At 71.0% G+C, this 12,691-nt stretch carries 12 protein-coding genes; 8 read left to right on the top strand and 4 right to left on the bottom strand.

Annotation, left to right across the window (positions count from 1 at the left end; genetic code table 11):
- Positions 1 to 20 precede the first annotated feature (20 nt).
- Complete coding sequence (locus tag Dfulv_RS20505; RefSeq protein WP_259865717.1) at positions 21 to 401, top strand: RidA family protein; 381 nt, start codon at positions 21 to 23, stop codon at positions 399 to 401.
- Positions 402 to 433: 32 nt separating this feature from the next.
- Here the strand turns inward: Dfulv_RS20505 and Dfulv_RS20500 are convergent, their stop codons facing one another.
- Positions 434 to 1,771: a M20/M25/M40 family metallo-hydrolase gene (locus Dfulv_RS20500; RefSeq protein WP_259865715.1), complete on the bottom strand. Its 1,338-nt coding sequence runs from the start codon at positions 1,769 to 1,771 to the stop codon at positions 434 to 436.
- 335 nt (positions 1,772 to 2,106) lie between these two features.
- Here Dfulv_RS20500 and Dfulv_RS20495 point away from each other — a divergent pair, with 335 nt between their 5' ends.
- Both Dfulv_RS20495 and Dfulv_RS20490 read left to right on the top strand, forming a co-directional pair.
- Positions 2,107 to 2,631 carry a flavin reductase family protein gene (locus Dfulv_RS20495; RefSeq protein ID WP_259865713.1) on the top strand — a complete coding sequence of 175 codons (525 nt, stop codon included), beginning with the start codon at positions 2,107 to 2,109 and terminating at the stop codon, positions 2,629 to 2,631.
- The gene (locus Dfulv_RS20490; protein ID WP_259865711.1) at positions 2,628 to 3,383 is read left to right on the top strand and encodes a GNAT family N-acetyltransferase; all 756 of its coding nucleotides are present in this window, start codon (positions 2,628 to 2,630) and stop codon (positions 3,381 to 3,383) included. The genes Dfulv_RS20495 and Dfulv_RS20490 overlap by 4 nt, the downstream gene beginning before the upstream one ends.
- On the opposite strand, the gene Dfulv_RS20485 is transcribed toward Dfulv_RS20490, so the two are convergent.
- Entirely contained in the window at positions 3,346 to 4,236 is an 891-nt protein-coding gene (locus tag Dfulv_RS20485) for an SDR family NAD(P)-dependent oxidoreductase (RefSeq protein WP_259865709.1), read from the bottom strand. The two genes, Dfulv_RS20490 and Dfulv_RS20485, sit on opposite strands and share 38 nt — an antisense overlap.
- Positions 4,237 to 4,477: 241 nt before the next feature.
- Here Dfulv_RS20485 and Dfulv_RS20480 point away from each other — a divergent pair, with 241 nt between their 5' ends.
- The 5 genes from Dfulv_RS20480 (at position 4,478) to Dfulv_RS20460 (ending at position 10,297) form a co-directional block, all read left to right on the top strand.
- Complete coding sequence (locus Dfulv_RS20480) at positions 4,478 to 5,782, top strand: NtaA/DmoA family FMN-dependent monooxygenase (protein ID WP_259865707.1); 1,305 nt, start codon at positions 4,478 to 4,480, stop codon at positions 5,780 to 5,782.
- 445 nt (positions 5,783 to 6,227) lie between these two features.
- Complete coding sequence (locus Dfulv_RS20475; protein WP_259865704.1) at positions 6,228 to 7,226, top strand: amino acid ABC transporter permease; 999 nt, start codon at positions 6,228 to 6,230, stop codon at positions 7,224 to 7,226.
- Positions 7,226 to 8,002 carry an amino acid ABC transporter ATP-binding protein gene (locus Dfulv_RS20470; RefSeq protein WP_259865703.1) on the top strand — a complete coding sequence of 259 codons (777 nt, stop codon included), beginning with the start codon at positions 7,226 to 7,228 and terminating at the stop codon, positions 8,000 to 8,002. The genes Dfulv_RS20475 and Dfulv_RS20470 overlap by 1 nt, the downstream gene beginning before the upstream one ends.
- Positions 8,003 to 8,064: 62 nt before the next feature.
- Entirely contained in the window at positions 8,065 to 9,078 is a 1,014-nt protein-coding gene (locus tag Dfulv_RS20465; RefSeq protein ID WP_259865701.1) for an ABC transporter substrate-binding protein, read from the top strand.
- Between the two features lie 85 nt (positions 9,079 to 9,163).
- Positions 9,164 to 10,297: an FAD-dependent oxidoreductase gene (locus Dfulv_RS20460; protein WP_259865698.1), complete on the top strand. Its 1,134-nt coding sequence runs from the start codon at positions 9,164 to 9,166 to the stop codon at positions 10,295 to 10,297.
- A 147-nt stretch (positions 10,298 to 10,444) separates the two neighbouring features.
- Here the strand turns inward: Dfulv_RS20460 and Dfulv_RS20455 are convergent, their stop codons facing one another.
- Both Dfulv_RS20455 and Dfulv_RS20450 read right to left on the bottom strand, forming a co-directional pair.
- Positions 10,445 to 11,341, bottom strand: coding sequence for a hypothetical protein (locus tag Dfulv_RS20455; protein ID WP_259865696.1), 897 nt, complete (start codon positions 11,339 to 11,341; stop codon positions 10,445 to 10,447).
- Between the two features lie 93 nt (positions 11,342 to 11,434).
- On the bottom strand, positions 11,435 to 12,667 hold the full coding sequence (locus Dfulv_RS20450; RefSeq protein ID WP_259865694.1) for a helix-turn-helix domain-containing protein: 1,233 nt from the start codon (positions 12,665 to 12,667) through the stop codon (positions 11,435 to 11,437).
- Positions 12,668 to 12,691 lie beyond the last annotated feature (24 nt).

The raw sequence follows: 12,691 nt of genomic DNA, 5'->3' as shown, positions 1-12,691 counted from the left end.
CAGGAAGGCTGAACCACGCCATGCCGAAGCACATCGTGCACACCGACCAGGCCGCCCCGCCCGGCGGCCCGTACTCGCAGGCCGTCGTCGCCGGCGACACCGTCTACCTCGCCGGCGCCTGCCCGGTGCGACCCGACGGGACGTGGGTGCAGGGGACGTTCCTGGAGCAGGCCCGAGCCGCGTTCACCAACCTCGCCAAGGTGGCCGAGGCGGCCGGCGCGGAGCTCAGCCAGGCCGTGCGGGTCGGCGTCTACCTGCGCGACTTCGCCGATTTCGCGGAGATGAACCAGGTGTACGTCGAGTTCTTCGGCATGGAGAACCTGCCCGTACGCACCACCATCCCGGTTGCGCTGAACGGCTTCGACATCGAGGTCGACGCGATCCTGTACACAGGGCCATGACCCGGGTCGCACGTCGCTGATCGGGCTCCTCGTCAGCTGCTCAGGAGCAGCCGCGTCAGGACCCGGGTGCCGAACTCCAGGCCGTCGACCGGGACGCGTTCGTCGACGCCGTGGAACAGCGCCGTGAAGTCGAGGTCCGGGGGCAGCCGCAGCGGCGCGAACCCGAAGTGGCGGATGCCGAGCCGCTGGAAGGACTTCGCGTCGGTACCGGCGGAGAGCATGTACGGCAGCACCCGCGCTCCGGGGTCTTCGGCTGAGATCGCCGCCGCCATGGCGTCCACCAGGTGTCCGTCGAAGGTCGTCTCAACGGGCGGAAGGCTGTCCCACTCCAGCTCGACGTCGGGTCCGAGCAGCTCGGCGAGGGTCCGTTCGAACGCCTCCTCGCGGCCGGGCAGCATCCGGCCGTCGACGGTCGCCTCGGCCAGCGACGGCACCACGTTGGACTTGTAGCCGGCGTGGAACATCGTCACGTTGGCGGTGTCGCGCAGCGACGCGCCGATCATCCGGGCGAGCGATCCGAGCCGACCGAGGGCCGCCTCGGGGTCGTTCTCGTCGAACGGCACGCCGGTCAGCTCGCCGACGCCCTGCAGGAACTCGCGCACCGGGGCGGTCAGCACGATCGGAAAGCGGTGGGCGTCGAGGCGGGTGACGGCGGCGGCGAGCTTGGCCACGGCGTTGTCGGCGTGCAGCATCGAGCCGTGGCCGGCGGTACCGCGGACCTTGAGCCGCAGCCACATGATGCCCTTCTCCGCGGTCTCGACGAGGTAGGCGCGGACGCCGTCGCGCACGGTCAGCGAAAAGCCGCCGACCTCGCTGACGGCCTCGGTGACGCCGTCGAAGAACTCCCGGCGGTGCTCGACGAGCCAACGGGCGCCCTGGAAACCGCCGGCCTCCTCGTCGGCGAGGAAGGCGAAGACGATGTCGCGGGGCGGGACCGTGCCGTCGCGCTTGAGCTGCCGGGCGACGGCCAGGCTCATGCCGACCATGTGCTTCATGTCGATGGCGCCGCGGCCCCAGACGTAGCCGTCGCGGACCTCGCCGGAGAGCGGATGGACGGTCCACTCGGCCGGGTCGGCGGGCACGACGTCGAGGTGGCCGTGGACCAGGAGCGCGCCGCGGCCGGGGTCGGCACCGGGCAGGCGGACGATCACGTTGCCGCGGCCCCGGCCGCCGGACTCGACGTACTCGGGCTCGTAGCCCGCCTCGGCGAGCCGCTCCGCGACGTACTCGGCGGCGACCCGCTCACCGGTGAGCGTCGCCGGGTCACCGGTGTTTGTGGTGTCGATGCGGATGAGGTCGCTCACGAGGCCGGTGACCTCGTCGACCGCGGAGCTCGTCCGCCCCGCCGACGTCAGGTTGGCAGCAGTCATAACCCAGCTATCCTATGTACTTAGTATGTATTAGTCCATGGTTTGCCCCGCGGTCGTGACAAGGGCGACAGGACGGACCACTGAGCGTTGACACCGTCGACGGGTGCTGCTGCACTTGCGCCATGGCACCAGCGTTACGGTTGGCGATCTGCGGTCACATCGACGTCGGTCGCGTGCGGTCGTCCCCCAGCCCGGCCTGACCGGCCCTCGCCGCCTTCGTTCCCGCACGTCCGGGCAGCCCACTCCCCCGTCGAACCAACAGCAGACCACCTCGGCGCAGCATCACGCCGGCCGAGCGGTCCGTGCTGTCCGTACATCACGCTCGGAGGTCCGTGATGACCGTCGCCCCAGTCCGACCCGAGACATCCACTGTCGACGCCGACCTGTTCCGGCGGCTGCTGCGCCACCACGCCGCGTCCGCCGTCGTGATCACCGCCGCGGGCGCTCCCCCGGCCGGCTTCACCGCCACCTCGTTCACGTCGGTCTCACTCGACCCGCCGCTGGTGTCGTTCAGCCTTTCCCGCACCGCGTCGGCGTGGCGCACCGTCGAGCACGCCCGCACGGTCGCCGTCCACGTCCTGGGCCACGAGCACGAGCACGTCGCCCGGACGTTCGCCACCAGCGGCATCGACCGCTTCGCCGCGGGTGTGCCGTGGGAACCCGGCCCGGAGGGCGTGCCGCTGCTGCACGGCGTGCCGGCCCGCCTGATCTGCCGGGTCACCGACCGGATCACCGCCGGCGACCACACCATCGTGCTGGCCGCACCGGTTGCCGGCCAGCACGCCGACAACGAACTCACGCCGCCGCTGGTCTACCACGCAGGCCGGTACGGCACCCTGCACCACGGTCGGCACCGATGAGCCTGGTGTCCTCCCCGACGTCCGCGGTCGACCCGCCCGACCCGCCGACCGACAGCACCACGAGCGAGATTCTCGACAGCGTCGTCTGGGCGGCCCTCACCGGGCCGCACCACCGGCCCTTCGCCGAAATCCGGGGACAGGCCGCCCGCTACCACCCGGACGTCGCACCGTTCGTCACCGTCTCCGGCCAGGCCGACGAGCGGGTGTGGGACGACCTCGCCGGACTCGTCGGCCCGGGCGCGACGATCGCCCTGACCGGCACCAGCCTGACCCCGCCGGACGGCTGGGACGTCGTCGCCCGCGACGGCGGCGTCCAGCTGGTCGACGTCGCCGTCGACGTCGCCGACGACCCCGAGGCGGTGCCGCTCACCGCCGCCGACGTGCCGGAGATCCTCGCCCTCATCGAGCGGACCAAGCCCGGGCCGTTCCGGCCGCGTACCATCGAGCTCGGCACATACCTGGGCATCCGCCGGGACGGCGCGCTCGTCGCGATGGCCGGCGAACGGCTGCACCCGCCCGGCTGGACCGAGATCAGCGCGGTCTGCACCGATCCCGCGCACCGCGGGCAGGGGCTCGCCACCCGGCTCGTCCGGGCGGTCGCCGCCGGCATCCGCCGCCGCGGCGAGACACCGTTCCTGCACGCCGCGGCGACCAACACCAACGCCATCCGGCTGTACGAGTCCATCGGCTTCAAGCTGCGCCGCCGCACCACGTTCAGCATGGTGCGGGTGCCGGAGAACCAGCCGGCTTGACCGTGTCCGGAGTCCTCGACGCGGTCGTGGCCGGCGCCGGCCCGGCCAGCCGGTCCTTGGTCAGCGCCCACAGCCGGGCCGCCGCGCCAGGGTCGAAGTCCGGTCCGTCGACGGCGATCCGGCGGCCCTCGACAAACGCGGTCAGCGCGCCGGCCGGCTCGTCGATCGCGGCGAGGATCGGCGGGAGCGCGGCGGAGACCGGCTTCGCGGTGCGGCGCATCGCTTCGACGTGTACGCGCGTCGCAGCGTCGTAGGTGCCGGAGAAGCCGGTCGCGGTGACGCCCGGATGTACGAGGACGTAGGCAATCCCCGGGTAGCGTTGCGCGAACGCGACGCCGAGCAGGTCGTTGAGCTTGCCGCCCTGACCCAGCGCGGCACCGCCGTGGTAGTCGCTGCGCAGCTCGAGGTCGTGCCAGCGCACCACGCCGAGCTCGGCGCCGGGACCGGCCACGTTGACCACCACCGGGCGTGCCGCCCGGGCCAGTGCCGGGGCGAGGCCGTGCCCGAGGAGATAACGGCTCAGGTAGAACAGCGCGAAGTTCTCCTCGATGCCCTCGGGCGTCTCCGTCCGCTCGCTGCGGTAGCGCCGCGCGCACAGCACGAGGGCGTCGACCGCCGCGACGGCTGACGTCACCGTGTCGACGGCCTTGCGCGTCTCGGCCACCAGGCTCAGGTCCGCCGCGACGAACCAGGCACGATCGGCGGCTCCGGCCGCGGCGGCGTGGTCGAGCCAGGCCCGGCCTTTCGCCGGGTCGCGCGCGATCACCATGACGCGGTCTCCCCGGCTGAGCCGCTCCTCGGCGAGTGCGCGGCCGATGCCGTCCGTGCCGCCGGTGATCACGATCGTCTTCACGCGGACGTCCGGTCGATGCCGATGCCGGCGGCAGTCACCACCACGGCCTTGCGCGAAGCGGACACCGGTCTCCTCCACTGCCGCACGCCGACACCCAGCCGCCCCATAAATCCTATGCATTCAGTCGAGTTTTGTCGAGGCGACAGCGGCCGGACGGCATGGCCAGCACCTCCGCACGGCAGGAACGTCTGTGACGGCCGACATCTTTTCACTATCAGATCGATAGGAATATCGTGTCCGCATGACGGCGCGTCCACCCCGCACCCTCGCCATCGTCACCGGCGCGGGCGGGCATCCCGGCCCGTACGAGCTGGCGCTGGATCCGGAGAAGTCCACAGTAGACACCGCACGGAGGGTGGCCGAGCTGGCCGAGGCGGCCCGCATCGACGCGCTCTTCGTGCCCGACCTGCTCACCTTCGGCGCGCAGGGCACCATCGGGGCGCAGGAGCCGCTGGTCTACGTGTCCGCCCTGAGCCAGGTGACGTCCAAGGTCGGGCTCATCGCCACGGTGTCGACCACGTTCCACCACCCGTACAACCTGGCCCGCCTGTTCGGCACGCTCGACCACGTCAGCAACGGCCGGGCGGCGTGGAACCTCGTCACGTCGGCGATCGGCGAGGAGAACTTCGGCCCGGACGGCCTGCCCAGCCCGGAGGAGCGCTACGCGCGGGCCGCCGAGACGCTCGACGTGGTCAACGCGCTCTGGGACAGCTGGCGGCCGGGCGCGCTGCGGCTCGGCCCGGACGGGCGGGCGACCCTCGCCCCGGACCGCGTCCGGCCGATCAACCACGCCGGCAGGTACTTCACCGTCGCCGGCCCGCTGAACATCCCGCCGCTGCCGCAGGGGCGGCCGGTGCTGATCCAGGCCGGGCAGTCGGCAGCCGGCATCGAGCTCGGCGCCCGGTACGCCGAGGTCGTCTTCACCGCTTTGTCCACCATGGACAGTGCACGGGACTACACCGACCGGATCCGCGGTCGGGCGGTTGCGCTCGGCCGCCGGCCGGGGCTGCCGCTCATCTTCAGTTCGTTCCACGCCACGTTCGGCGCGACCGAGGCGGAGGCGCGGCGGCTGGTCCGCGAGCGGCATGAGGCGATCGACTTCGAGGCCGGCCGAGCCCTGGTCGCCGACATGCTCGGCGGCGGCGTCGACCTGTCGGAGGCCCCGCTCGACGCGCCGCTGCCCGAGAGCCTGCTGCCGGACGTGACCTCCGTGCACCGCCGCCGTGGCCGCGTGGAGATCTTCAGCGGGTACATCCGCCGGGGCTACACCCTCCGCGAGCTCATCATCGCCGCCCAGGACACCGGGCACTGGAGTGTCGCCGGAACCCCCGAGCAGCTCGCCGACGCCGTCGAGGAGCGGTTCCGGGCGGGCGTGCTCGACGTGCTGTCGGTCGGCGGCCTGACCGACCCGCACCAGCACGACTTCGTCGTCGACGGACTGCTGCACCACTTGCGCAAACGCGGCATCGTCAAGGACGACTACCTCGGCCCGACCCTGCGCGACAACCTCGGCCTGCCCTTGGAGCGCGCCGGCGCCGAAGAGTGATCCGGCGGATTTGTCGAGCACGATGTAGTCATTGAGATCCATCACAGATTCGCCGATCGTCGAGGTGGATGCGGCTGCCCGGTGGAAACGATCACGGAGAGCTAAATACTAGTTTTCCGGTAGGGATTGACAACTTACCCCGACGGTCCCTAGGTTGCCCAGTAACGGATGCGGAGCAAGGCAAATCTGTCGGCAGAGGAGCGGCACGATGAGTAGCGCGCACAGGCTCGATCGTGAGGTCCTCGCCCGCCGCTGCACCAACCTCGCCTGTGTCGGCAGCGCGCATCGTTGCGCATGTCGGCGCGGCTGACCCCGGACCCACGTCCCGCGCACACCTGACGGCCGCCGCCCCTGGGGCAGGCCGAAGGCGTCCCGCACCCCGAATCTCCACCTGCTCGCGCCCCGGCGGCGCGGGCTTGCCGTCACACCCGATGGAGCCACCCGGATGAGCGAGCCCGTAGCCCTGAAACCGTCACCCGAACGTTCACCGGCCGTCGGCCGCGTCAGCCAGGTCGACCCGCAGGTCGCGCGGCGCCGGGTCACGCCGCGGCTGCGCCCGTGGCGCTGGATCGTCAGCGCGGTCGTGCTGGTGGTGCTCGCCCAGGTCGTCTCCGGCATCTTCACCAACACCCGCTACGAGTGGCACAAGTTCTGGCCGTACTTCACCCGTGCGTCGATCCTCGACGGCGTCGTGGTCACACTGAAGGTCGTCGGTCTGAGCGCGGTGGTCGGCCTCCTCCTCGGCGTGATCGTCGCCCTCGGCCGGCTGTCGACGAACCCGCTGATCGCCGGCCTGGCGTGGGCGTACGTGTGGTTCTTCCGCGCATTGCCGCTGCCGCTGCTGCTGATCATCACCTTCAACTTCTCGTACTTCTACCCGCGGCTCGGCGTCGGCGTTCCGTGGGGGCCGGTCTTCGCCGAAGTCGAGACCAGCAGCCTCACGCCGCTGGCCATCGGCGTCATCGCGCTGGGCTTGAACGAGGCAGCGTACTCGGCGGAGGTGATCCGCGGCGGCATCCTGTCGGTCGAACACGGCCAGATCGAGGCCGCCAACGCACTCGGCCTGTCCAAGGCCCGGCAACTGCGACGGATCGTACTGCCCCAAGCGCTGCGCTCGATCGTCCCGGCGTACGGCAACCAGCTCGTCGGCCTGATCAAGGCCAGCTCGCTGGTCTACTACGTCTCGCTGCTCGACCTGTTCGGCGCGGTGTTCGTGCTGGAGTCGCGGCACCCTGAGTCGCTCGTGCCGATCCTGATCGTCGGCGCGGCCTGGTACCTGCTCCTCACCGCGGCACTGTCGATCGTGCAGTTCTACGTCGAGCGCTACTTCGCCCGGGGCAGCGTCCACGCGCTACCACCCACCCCGGTCCAGCGGCTGCGGCGCTTCAGCGTCGACTCGTGGGGCCGGCTCGTCGGCGTTCGCCTGACCCGGAGGGGATTCTGATGACGACGACGCTCGACACGGCGGCGCTCGAGATCCGCAACGTGCACAAGTCCTTCGGCGCACGGGAAGTGCTCAAGGGCGTCGACCTGACCGTCCGCCCCGGCGACGTCATCGCGATCCTCGGACCGTCCGGTTCGGGCAAGTCGACGCTGTTGCGCACGATCAACCACCTCGAGCGGCCCGACCTCGGGTACGTCGCCGTGCACGGCGAGCTGATCGGCGTCGAGGTCCGCGGTGCCCGGCTGCACGAGCTGTCCCAACGGGCAGTACGGCACCAGCGCACCCGCATCGGCTTCGTCGCGCAGAGCTTCAACCTGTTCCCCAACCTCACCGCCCGGGACAACGTCGCGGAGCCGCTGGTCGCGCACAAGCGGCTCGCAAAGCCCGCCGCCCGCGATCGGGCAGTCGAACTGCTGGCCGAGGTCGGCCTCGGCGACCGCGGCGACGCGTACCCGCGCCAGCTCTCCGGCGGCCAGCAGCAGCGCGTCGCGATCGCCCGCGCGATGGCGCTGGAGCCCAACCTGCTGTTGTTCGACGAGCCGACCTCCGCGCTCGATCCCGAACTGGTCGGGGAGGTGCTCTCGGTGATCCGGCGGCTCGCCGACAGCGGCACGACCTTGGTGATCGTCACCCACGAGATCGGCTTCGCCCGCGAGGTCGCCGACACCGTGGTGTTCATCGACGGCGGCGTGATCGTCGAGCAGGGCCCCCCGCTCCAGGTGCTCGACAACCCGCAGCAGGCCCGCACCCGGGAGTTCCTGTCGAAGGTGCTCTGAGGCGCTCGCCCGTACCACCCCCGATGGCTGCCCGCCGCTCGGGTCACTACCGAAGGAGAACCATGTCCACCGTCAGACCAACCGGCCGGACAGTCGCGGCCGCAGCGCTCGCCTTTGTGCTCACCGCAGGGCTCGCCGCCTGCGCGAGCAGCGACAAGGATTCGGCGGCAGCCGAGTCCAGCGTCGGCACGGTGACTGTCGGCACCCAGGCAAAGGGCATCGCCAAGCCGACCGAGCTCAAGGTCGACAAGCAGCAGAGCATCGCGGATCAGGTTCCTGACGCCATCAAGGCCGACGGCAAGCTGCGCATCGGCATCGGCGCACTGCCGACCGGCTTCCCACCGCTCGCCTTCGTCGGCGACGACGACAAGACCATCACCGGTGCGGAGCCCGACCTCGGCCGCCTCGTCGCCGCGGTGCTCGGCCTCAAGCCCGAGTTCAGCAACGACACCTGGGACAACCTGTTCGTCGGCATCGAATCCGGCAAGACCGAGGTCGGCTTCTCGAACATCACCGTCACCGAACAGCGCAAGGAGAAGTACGACTTCGCCTCATACCGCCAGGACAACCTGGGCTTCGCCGTGAAGGCCGGCAACACCTGGAACTTCGACAAGAACTACCAGAATCTCGCCGGTCTCAAGGTCGCCGTCGGCGCCGGCACCAACCAGGAGAAGATCCTGGTTGCGTGGCAGGACAAGCTGAAGGCCGAGGGCAAGAACCTGGAGATCAAGTACTTCGCCGACACGCCCAACACCTTCAAAGCGATCGTTTCCGGGCAGATCGACGCCTACTTCGGCCCGAACCCGGGCATCGCGTTCCAGATCAGCACGACCCAGGGCACGGCCGACGCCGTCCGCAACGCCGGGGTCTACTCGGGCGCCGGTGAAACCCAGCAGGGCTTGATCGCCGCCACCACCAAGAAGGACAACGGCTTGGTCAAAGCTCTGGCGGACGCGATCAACTACCTGATCCAGAACGGCCAGTACAAGCAATGGCTCGACGCGTACAACCTCGACACCGAAGCGGTGAACACCTCCCAGGCGAACCCGCCCGGCCTGCCGAAGTCCAACAGCTGACGCAGTGTGGACCGGGCGGTTGCCCGGTCCACACATCGAGTCGACCGGCCAGCGGCTTCGGGGCCGCACGAACATGGGATAAGCGATGACGAGCACAGCGGGCACAGCGGGCACGGTCGACGTCGTCGTGGTCGGCGGCGGGGCAATGGGTTCCGCGGCGGCGTGGCAGCTGGCCCGCCAGCGCGTCCAGGTGGTGCTGCTCGAGCGGTTCGCCGCCGGACACACCAACGGCGCCTCGCACGGCGCATCACGGATCTTCCGGCTGTCGTACCCCGATCCGGTGCACATCGGCCTCGCACGGGAGGCCGGGCGGTTGTGGCGCGAGCTCGAGCAACACACCGGCACGCGGCTGCTCACCGTCACCGGCGGCGTCGACCACGGCGACCACCCCTACCTGGACGAGCTGGCCGACGGGCTCGCCGCCGCGGGAGTGCCCCACCACTGGCTCACGCCGCAGGAAGCGACCGAACGCTGGCCGGGCATCCGGTTCGACACCAGGGCGCTGTTCCATCCGGACAGCGGCCGCCTCCACGCCGACCGGTCGGTCGCCGCTCTGCAGGCCGCCGCGGAGAAGTCCGGTGCCGTCGTCCTGCACTCGACGCCGGTGACCGCGATCGAGGTGCTCAGCGAGAACGCGGTGCTCGTCCACACGGACAACGGCAGCTACCGCGCCCGCCGGGTCGTGGTGGCCGTCAACGCCTGGGCGAGCAAGCTCCTCGGCGGCCTCGCTCCCCTGCCGCCGCTGCGGGTCACCCAGGAACAACCCGCCCACTTCGCTGCCCGTGAGTCCGAGGACGGCTGGCCGAGCCTCGGCCATCGGTTCGCCGAGGGATCGGCGGCGGCCGGCGCCTTCTTCGGCGGGATCTACGGGCTGGCCACGCCGGGCCAGGGCATCAAGATCGGCTTCCACGGCGTGGGCCCCGAGGTCGATCCCGACCATCGCGACTTCACCCCCGAGCCCGCCCAGTTGGCCGCGCTGCGCGAGTACGCCCGCCAGTGGCTGCCCGGTGTCGACGCCGACGTGCTGGTGCCCATCAGCTGCACGTACACCACCACACCCGACTCCAACTTCGTCCTGGACCGTCACGGCCCCGTGGTCGTGGCCACGGGCTTCTCGGGCCACGGATTCAAGTTCGCTCCCGCGATCGGACGGGTCCTCGCCGACCTCGCCATCTCCGGCACCCGCCCCGACCGGCGCTTCGCGTTCGCCCGTCGTTGACCTTGACGTCGTACGTCCAGGCGATCTGCTAGGCCAGGTCCAGCCGGTACCGGACGACGGCCAGCACCCCGATGTCCTGGGGCGCGCCGAAGTCGTCTCCACCCCGGGCAGGAAGGCCCGCGATGCGTGCGCACCGGACAGGCCCGGCTACGGCTTCACCGCGGCTTTCGAGGCGAGCCAGGCCAGCGCGTCGGCGGCCGCGATCGGGTAGCCGTAGTACAGGTCGCCGTGGCGCATGGAGATGACCTCCTCCGCCCACAGCCGGGAGCACCGGATGCACCGGAAGACGGCACACCGCTGCTCGGGATCGCGGGCCACCAGCGTCAGCAACGGCCGGATCATGATCCAGTTGCCGAGCGTCCGCCCCGCCTCCCAGCTGTACACGGGCGGCGCGAACCGGTCGTGGCGGCACTCGCAGCGCAGCGGCTCCGCGACGTAGCCGTGGCGGCGTGCCCAGGCGACGATCCGGGCGGTCTTGCGCCGCGAGCGCCACCCGCGCCAGTCGTAGCCGGGCTTGGTGTACCGCTCGACCAGTTCCGTGGTGTCGACGTCGGGATGTACCAGTGCACACGCGACCGCGTCGTGTGCGTGGTACGGGCGGCCGGACACGTAGGCGTGTTCCGCCGCGGCAAGGACCTGCTCCGCCGGGTACTCGTGCCGCAGTGTCAGCGCCAGCCGGGCGAGCTTGGTGACGGTGCTCGGGAACAGCCCGTGCGCCACAGTGTCGCCGGGCGCGCCGAGGGCGAGCCCGCGCAACGCCTCGGCAAGCCGCACCGGAACGTCCGGGACCGCGGTCGCCGGAGGAAAGTCCCCGCGCAGGTACTTCAGGATGCGGTCGTCTCCGAGGGCGTTCCGGACCAGTGGCAGGAGGCTCGGCCCGGCCGCCGCGCCGGCCAGCAGCAGCCGGTCGACGGGCTGGCGCCGCAGCACCGCATCGGCCACCGCGGCATCGGCGACGTCGAGGACGACGTAGTAGCACAACCTCGGGTTGAGCCGGGCGAGGCCCTGCTCGATCTCGGTCCCGGTCGTGAGCCAGACCCGCACCGGCGCCTCCTCGCCCCTGCCGCTACGCCCGCCGCCGATCCATGGTAGGCGGTAGGGTCACCGTCGAAGTCGTAGCGCCGGCGCGCACTTCCCCTACACGCCGACGCTCAGGTGTTCGGCAAGTTCGGCAACCGAAGCTGACGGAGTGCCCCGGGTGCGGCGCAGCACGTCGCTGAGCACCTCGTGGGCCAGCGGCCGGCAACGGATCTCGGACGGGGCGAGCCGGTCGCCCTCCAGCAGCATCTCGCTGGCCACGTCGATGTCGCCGATCAGCGCCCGGGCACGGGCCTGGTCGAGGAAGTGCTGTGCCCGGCGCTCCGGCAGCAGCGCGTTGAACCCTTCGAGGTCCAGCCGTTCATGCACCTCCACCGCCATACGGCCCTCGCCGAGCTCGACGGCGGCGGCCGCACGGTGCAGCTGGACATTCGTCGGGCCGAAGCTCGTCCGGTAGTAGTTGGCGTCGCCGTCGAGACCCCGGGACGCCTCCTCGGCACCGGCCAGCAGGTCGCGGACCGTCGCACCGTCGCCGATCCGGGCCGCCGCCATGGCACCCTGCAACAGCAGCTGACCGTAGACGGAGAGCCGTTCGGGCGAGCTGTCGTTGCCGGCGGTACCAGGTGCGAGCCGGTTGGCGGCGTTGACGTTGATCTCCAGCGCGGGCCGTGCCCGCCCCAGGGACAGCAGCGCCATCGCGACCCGCGTGGTGGCCACACCGGCGAGCAACTGGTCACCGGCACGCTGCGAAACGATGACCGAGCGGTCCGCGGCGATCCAGGACAGCTCGTGCTCGCCGAGCTTGCGCAGCACTGCCGCGGAGATCTGGTAGACCTGCCCGAGCAGGTGGGCGGCCTCCCTCGCGTAGGGGCCGTCGTTGTAGGCGGTGTCGGCGGCCTGCGCCTCCCGCAGGAGGCGGGGCAGGGTCCGGGCGAGCGCGCCGTACTTCGCGTGCTGAAAGGACAGCCAGGCGTGGGTGACCGCCTTGCGCATCTCACCCAGGGGCGGCGGCTCCGGCGGGGCGTAGAAGAAGGCGCTGATCTGGTCATACCGCTCCAGCGCCGCGCGGATCTCCTCGACCTCGACCTGGTCGACCCCGCTGGGGTTCTCGGGACGGCGCTCCGGATCCTTGCCGAGCAGCAGCTGCACGTCGAGCTGCAACACATCGGCGATCTCATACACGACGGAGAACTTGTCGAGCCGGCGCACCCCGCGCTCCACCTTGTCGACCCAGCTCTTCGACTTGCCGAGCCGATCGGCGAAGACCTGCTGCGACATCTTGCGCCGGTTCCGCCAGTACGCCACGCGGCGGCCGATGGGCAGCTCATCCACGTCGCTCACCTCCGGAGATCACCC

The organism is Dactylosporangium fulvum, assembly GCF_025137375.1.
Taxonomy (GTDB): Bacteria; Actinomycetota; Actinomycetes; order Mycobacteriales; family Micromonosporaceae; genus Dactylosporangium; species Dactylosporangium fulvum.
Note: the sequence above shows the minus strand (reverse complement) of the source record. Positions and strands in the feature narration are given on the sequence as shown.

Excerpts from the sequence above, each read along its gene's own strand:
- Dfulv_RS20505 (WP_259865717.1), top strand. The coding sequence starts at position 21 with ATGCCGAAGCACATCGTGCACACCGACCAGGCCGCCCCGCCCGGCGGC.
- Dfulv_RS20500 (WP_259865715.1), bottom strand. The coding sequence starts at position 1,771 with ATGACTGCTGCCAACCTGACGTCGGCGGGGCGGACGAGCTCCGCGGTC.
- Dfulv_RS20495 (WP_259865713.1), top strand. The coding sequence starts at position 2,107 with ATGACCGTCGCCCCAGTCCGACCCGAGACATCCACTGTCGACGCCGAC.
- Dfulv_RS20490 (WP_259865711.1), top strand. The coding sequence starts at position 2,628 with ATGAGCCTGGTGTCCTCCCCGACGTCCGCGGTCGACCCGCCCGACCCG.
- Dfulv_RS20480 (WP_259865707.1), top strand. The coding sequence starts at position 4,478 with ATGACGGCGCGTCCACCCCGCACCCTCGCCATCGTCACCGGCGCGGGC.
- Dfulv_RS20475 (WP_259865704.1), top strand. The coding sequence starts at position 6,228 with ATGAGCGAGCCCGTAGCCCTGAAACCGTCACCCGAACGTTCACCGGCC.
- Dfulv_RS20470 (WP_259865703.1), top strand. The coding sequence starts at position 7,226 with ATGACGACGACGCTCGACACGGCGGCGCTCGAGATCCGCAACGTGCAC.
- Dfulv_RS20465 (WP_259865701.1), top strand. The coding sequence starts at position 8,065 with ATGTCCACCGTCAGACCAACCGGCCGGACAGTCGCGGCCGCAGCGCTC.
- Dfulv_RS20460 (WP_259865698.1), top strand. The coding sequence starts at position 9,164 with ATGACGAGCACAGCGGGCACAGCGGGCACGGTCGACGTCGTCGTGGTC.